The sequence below is a fragment of the Clostridium frigidicarnis genome (assembly GCF_900111985.1).
Classification (GTDB): Bacteria; Bacillota; Clostridia; order Clostridiales; family Clostridiaceae; genus Clostridium_Z; species Clostridium_Z frigidicarnis.
Map to the genome: position 1 here is coordinate 1 of NZ_FOKI01000079.1, position 6,179 is coordinate 6,179.

Annotated in this window: 9 protein-coding genes; all 9 read left to right on the top strand. The window is 28.0% G+C overall.

What is annotated here, in order from left to right:
• A partial coding sequence (locus tag BM119_RS19110; protein WP_278336808.1) for a ferritin-like domain-containing protein occupies positions 1-353 on the top strand: 353 nt, incomplete at its 5' end.
• 136 nt (positions 354-489) lie between these two features.
• The gene (locus BM119_RS19115; protein WP_090043297.1) at positions 490-858 is read left to right on the top strand and encodes a GntR family transcriptional regulator; all 369 of its coding nucleotides are present in this window, start codon (positions 490-492) and stop codon (positions 856-858) included.
• 28 nt (positions 859-886) lie between these two features.
• Complete coding sequence (locus BM119_RS19120) at positions 887-1,744, top strand: ABC transporter ATP-binding protein (RefSeq protein ID WP_090043298.1); 858 nt, start codon at positions 887-889, stop codon at positions 1,742-1,744.
• A gap of 9 nt (positions 1,745-1,753) precedes the next feature.
• The gene (locus tag BM119_RS19125) at positions 1,754-2,392 is read left to right on the top strand and encodes an ABC-2 transporter permease (protein ID WP_090043299.1); all 639 of its coding nucleotides are present in this window, start codon (positions 1,754-1,756) and stop codon (positions 2,390-2,392) included.
• Positions 2,393-2,396: 4 nt separating this feature from the next.
• Positions 2,397-3,071 (top strand): ABC-2 transporter permease, encoded by a 675-nt coding sequence (locus tag BM119_RS19130; RefSeq protein WP_090043300.1) that lies wholly within the window; start codon positions 2,397-2,399, stop codon positions 3,069-3,071.
• Positions 3,072-3,197: 126 nt separating this feature from the next.
• Positions 3,198-3,926, top strand: a complete 729-nt coding sequence (locus BM119_RS19135) for an ABC transporter ATP-binding protein (RefSeq protein ID WP_090043301.1) — start codon at positions 3,198-3,200, stop codon at positions 3,924-3,926.
• Positions 3,919-5,112 (top strand): ABC transporter permease, encoded by a 1,194-nt coding sequence (locus BM119_RS19140; RefSeq protein WP_090043302.1) that lies wholly within the window; start codon positions 3,919-3,921, stop codon positions 5,110-5,112. The genes BM119_RS19135 and BM119_RS19140 overlap by 8 nt, the downstream gene beginning before the upstream one ends.
• Positions 5,113-5,250: 138 nt before the next feature.
• The gene (locus tag BM119_RS19145; RefSeq protein WP_423231015.1) at positions 5,251-5,457 is read left to right on the top strand and encodes a DUF6440 family protein; all 207 of its coding nucleotides are present in this window, start codon (positions 5,251-5,253) and stop codon (positions 5,455-5,457) included.
• Between the two features lie 432 nt (positions 5,458-5,889).
• On the top strand, positions 5,890-6,179 hold a 290-nt coding region (locus BM119_RS19150), incomplete at its 3' end, for a rubredoxin-like domain-containing protein (RefSeq protein ID WP_341465765.1).

Below are 6,179 nucleotides of genomic sequence, written 5' to 3' on the forward strand. Positions count from 1 at the left end.
TGGGGGAATGTACAGAGGTAGGAATGTACCTAGCAATGTCAAGACAAGCAGATAGAGAAGGATTCCCAGAAGTAGCAGAAGCATATAAGAGAATAGCATTTGAAGAAGCAGAACATGCATCAAAATTTGCAGAAATGTTAGGTGAAGTAGTAGTAGCAGATACAAAGAAAAACCTAGAAATGAGAGTAGATGCAGAACATGGAGCATGTCAAGGAAAGAAAGATTTAGCAACATTAGCTAAACAATTAAACTTAGATGCAGTACATGATACAGTACATGAAATGTGTAAAGATGAAGCTAGACATGGAATGGCATTTAAAGGATTATTAGAAAGATACTTTGGAAACAAATAATAATATATATTAATAAAGACTGTCTCAAGGAATTGAGGCAGTTTTTTTATGGTTGACAAAAATTGACTCTAAGCATATACTGTTCATATAGTATATATACGGTATATATGGTTATAACAGTGAAAGGAAAGATGATATGAATATAATCATTTCAAACTCTTCTGGGGAGCCAATTTATGAGCAAATTAGAAATCAGATTAGGAAATTGATTATATCTGATAACCTTAAAGAGGGTGACAGTTTACCTTCTATAAGAAATCTTGCTAAAGAATTAAAAATTAGTGTTATTACAACTAAAAGGGCTTATGAAGAATTAGAAAGGGATGGCTTTATAGAAACTATTCCAGGAAAAGGTTCATTTATTGCAGCTCAAAATAAAGAATTGTTGAGGGAAATAAAAATGAAGAATGTAGAGGAGTATTTAATTAAAGCTATAGAAGAGGGGAAAAATGTAAATGTTTCTTTGGAAGAATTAAAAGAAATGTTAGATGTGCTTTACGAGTAGAAAGTTTTATAGGTAAGGGGATGAATCTATGGATAATATTTTAGAAGTAAGCAATGTCAGTAAAAAATTTAAAGATTTTACTTTGAATGATATATCTTTTAACTTAAAAAGTGGATATATTATGGGGTTTATTGGACCAAATGGAGCTGGTAAAAGTACTACTATAAAGCTGATAATGAATCTTTTGAAAATGGATTCTGGATATGTAAAAGTATTTGGCAAGGATAGTATAAAAGACGAAGTAGAGATTAAAGAGAGAATTGGATTCGTTTATGATGAGGTGAGTTTTTATGAGTATTTAAAAATAAAAGAAGTTAAAAATATAGTAGCACCTTTCTATAAACAATGGGATGAAAATAAATTTAAAACTTTTTGCTCAGATTTTGGATTAAATGAAAAGAAGAAAATTAAAGAGCTTTCAAAGGGTATGAAAATGAAATTCTCTTTAACACTGGCATTATCTCATAATGCAGATTTTATAATTATGGACGAGCCAACATCAGGACTTGATCCTGTATCAAGAAGAGAAGTTTTAGATTTATTTCAAGATATTATTCAGGATGAAAATAAAAGTATATTATTTTCATCCCATATAACATCTGATTTAGAAAGAATAGCAGATTATATAACTTTTATAAATAAAGGAAGTATTGTCTTTTCAGAGAGTAAAGACGATGTTTTAGATAAATATATAGTAATAAAAGGAAATAAGGAAATGTTAAATAATCAAAACAGAAGGTTGATTTTAGGAATAGAAGAAAGTAGTTTTGGATTTACAGGTCTTATGAATAATAAAGATGAAGTTTTAAAAGTATTTGGCAATGATGTAATTATAGAAAAGCCTACACTAGAAGACATAATGGTTTACACCAATAAGAAAAGGTAGGTGAGGGTTATGATATCACTTTTTTTAAAGGATTTTAGAATTGCAAAAAAATCATTAATAATAATATTTTTATTAGGTGTAATTTTCCCATTAATAGTTGTTAAAAAGTTTGAAAGTGAATATTGGTATACTTATTTAATTCTTAATGGATTTTTACTAATGTATGTTCAATTGTTTTTTCATGAAGTGAAAAGTATTGGGTTTATTGCATCTTTACCTGTAAATAGAAAGATGTTAGTAATATCAAGGTACGTAAATGAGATTATCATTGGAATTTTAAGTATATTAATGGCATTCATATTTTCAAATGTATTATCATTGATTGAAGATGGACAGTTATTTTTATTAAACATTGACATTATGACTAGGACTTTATTATATGTAGGAATTATTTTAACTTATTCAGCTATATCTAATCCAGTATTATTTGCATTCTATGACTTAATGTCACAAACTGTAGGATGTTTAGTTTTTTCATTTGCAACAATTGCATTAATTATGACTAGTTCACTAATAGAATATTATTTTATACCAGGAGTACAAAGTCAAGTAAGTATGGAATTAGGTTTATTTTTTATAGTATCTGTATTTTTATATGTTATTTCTTTTTATATATCCATGAAGATATATAGAAGAAAGGAGTTTTAACTAGATGAAAAGATTTATATTAAATGAATTGAAGATAAAAAAAGCAACTTTTATAACATGTACACTTTTACTAGTTATAAATCCTATACTGGCCTTTATATTTTCAGGTAAAAATGGAGAAGTTGGATATAATGGAATGCAGGGAATATATACAATTTTTACATTTGCACTAATGTGGGAATGTAACACAATATCATCTTTTAGTGATGTAAAAAGCAAGGTATTTATCACTTATAAGAGTTTACCGATTAGTGGTAAAAAATTTGTCTTAAATAAATATGTAATTTATATAATGACATCAATATTATATGGGGTTATAACATTTTGTATAACTAGAATTGTAGGGTTTATAGATAAGGATATCCCGGTAATGAATTTTAACTCAATTTTATTATCTGTCGGTACAAGTTTAATTTTTATATCTATACAAATGCCAATTATATTTAAAAATGTAGAAAAATATTTATCATTTATAGTCATTGGCTTTATAGTTTTATTTGCAATTGTGCCAAGATTTTTGGATAAGTTTATAGATATACACTTCAAAGATGTAGCAATTAAGATGATTGGGCAAGAAGTTAGTAATATTAGTATTTTATATTTTATAGTTTCAATTATATTAATAGGTATATCACTAAACATTTCAATGATTACATTTCAATCAAGAATGAGGGTGTAGAACTAATCTTAATTAAGGTGATAGCTATTAGTATAGAAGTTTAACTTAAAATTATCTTAAAGTAATTTTAAGTGTTAAAAATTATACAACTAATAAAGTAAAATAAATATATATGGAGGTGTTAACATGCTAGAAGCAAAAGGGTTAACAAAAAAGTTTAAAAAAACAGTGGTAGTAGATAATTTTAGTTTTAATGTAAGCAAAGGGGAGGTTCTGGGGTTACTAGGTGAAAATGGAGCAGGAAAAACAACAACTATGAGAATGCTCGCTACAATGTTAAAAATAACAGATGGAACAGCAACTATATGTGGACATGATGTATCTAAAGAACCAGAGGAGATTAGAGGTAAGATTGGAATATTATTTGGAGGAGAAGTTGGGTTATACGACAGGCTTACAGCAAGAGAAAATATTGAGTATTTTGCAAAGCTTAATGGATTAAGTGATGATGAAGCTAAGAAAAATATAAAAGCTCTTTGTGATAGATTAGAAATGGAAGAGTATATAGATAAAAGGGTTGGAAAATTTTCAAGAGGTATGAAACAAAAGGTAGCAATTGCTCGTTCAATTGTACATGATCCAGAGGTTATGTTATTTGATGAACCTAGTACTGGATTAGATGTTACAGCAGTTAGACTTATACATGAGTTTATATTAGAATGTAAAAACCAAAATAAGGCCATAGTATTTTCAAGCCACAGCATGTCAGAAGTAGAAAAACTTTGTGATAGAGTGGTTATAATACACAAGGGTAAATTACTAGAACAAGGAACTATAGAAGAACTTAAAGAAAAATATAAAAATAATGATTTAGAGCAAGTATTTGTTGACTTAATAGGAGGAGAACATGAATAGATTAATAAAAATTGTTTTCTTAAAAGAAATAAAGGACATGTTTAGAGATAAAAAAACTATGATAACATCACTATTAATTCCTCTATTATTGTTGCCACTTATAAGTTTTATTTTTGGAAAAGCTATGGGTGGTAGCAAAGAAGCAGTGGATAAGAATTTAACTCTTTTACTAAATGATCAAGGAAAAAGTAAATTTGTTGAAGTAATAAAGCAGGATTCCACTATTACAATTGAAAATGTAGATGATGGAAGAGATGAAGTAAAAGATGGTAAAAAACTTATATATATAGAAATACCTAAAGATTTTGATGAAAAAATAGCTAAAAACGAGAATGCAACCTTAAAGATTTTTTATGATAATACAAGTCAAAAATCAAATATAGCTATGGGAAAAGTAAATTCTATTATAGAAGTATATTCAAATTCTATAACATCCGAGGTTTTAGTTGAAAAGGGACTTAACCCTCAAATATTGACACCTATAACAATAGACAAGGAGTCATTTGAGAAAGAAGATAATGCAGCAGGAATGTTCATGTTATCATTCTTAGTACCTATGTTTATATTAATGTATAGTGTTCAAGGTGCCATTGCACCAGCAACTGATTTAGGTGCAGGAGAAAAAGAAAGAGGAACATTGGAACCATTGTTAACTACAAAAGCAGGAAGAGCTAGTATATTAACAGGTAAACTATTAGCTATTTCAACTATGGGAATATTATGTTCTGTTGCATCACTTATAGGTCTTGTTGTTTCTATGAAAATTCCAGGTAGTATTTTCTTAATGTCAGGATCGGAAGGCACAAGTTTAGCTATACAACCACAGGCTATAGCAGTTATTGGGGTATTAAGTATATTAATGACTATTGTATCAGCAGGAATATGTTTAACAATAAGTATGTTTGCAAGATCATTTAAAGAAGCTCAAACATATATGTCACCGCTAATAATAATAACAATGTTGGTTGCATATGGAACATTTGCTATTGATGCTAAAAATATGCCGTTTGCATACTTCTCAGTACCTTTATTAAATATAGTAGCAGTCAGTAAAGAAGTAATAGCAGGAATATTTAACTACACTCATATAGGGGTAACCGCAGGTTGGTTATGTATTTATATAGTACTTTCTATTATTTTAACTAAGTTTATGTTTAATAGAGAAGAAGTTATATTTAGATCATAATAATAAGGCACATTCAAAAAATAACAAGTCAGTATGTTAGTATATTTGACTTATTATTTTCTTTCATGTGCATAAGTAATTATTATATATTTTCATGTGATTTAATTAGTACACTCTTATAAAATATTTTTATTATTAATGGATAGTATAGGAGGAAAAATGTTTAATAAAAATGAAGAGAAAAGATTTAAAACTGTATATGAGCAAGGGAGGATGACAAGACTTAAAGTAATTGTGGACACAGAAACAGGAATAAATTATTTATTTACCACAGAGGGTTATTCAGGAGGCCTGACTGTATTGCTAGACAAGGATGGAAAACCTGTGATTTCACAAGTGGAGTAGTATATTCTTTTGTTATATTTTAATTAGCATATTTATGATTAATAAAAGACTCTATATATTCTTTGGGAATATATAGAGTCTTTTTAAGGTTAGAAATTAAATATATAACTTATTTGTTTTTTATGATGGGATTTGCATAAAAAAATTTTACAATAAAGTTTAAAGATACTTTTATAAATATATGAAATATATGTTAATATAAGAGGAATTTTGTAAATTTGAAAGGAAAATAGGGGGAAGGTATAGTATATAGACACTATAGAGACAAGATGAAGAAAGTATAAGAATAAATAAAAAACAAATAAATTTTAAAAAGGGGTTGCAATTTATTTGAAAGTGAGTATAATTAATATTAACGGATAACAATTATCCATTAATTAAAAATCAATAAATTAAAATAAATAATTTGAAAAATTTTGGGAGGGTTATATTATGAAAAAATTTGTCTGTACAATATGTGGATATGTTCATGAAGGAGAGGCTGCACCAGCACAGTGCCCACAATGTAAAGCACCAGCTGAAAAATTTATAGAAAAGAATGACTCAGAGATGTCATGGGCAGATGAGCACAGAGTAGGAATAGCAAAAGATATAGATGAAAGAATAGTTGAAGGATTAAGACAAAACTTTATGGGAGAATGCACAGAGGTAGGAATGTACCTAGCAATGTCAAGACAAGCAGATAGAGAAGGATTTCCAGAAGTAGCAGAAGCATATAAGAG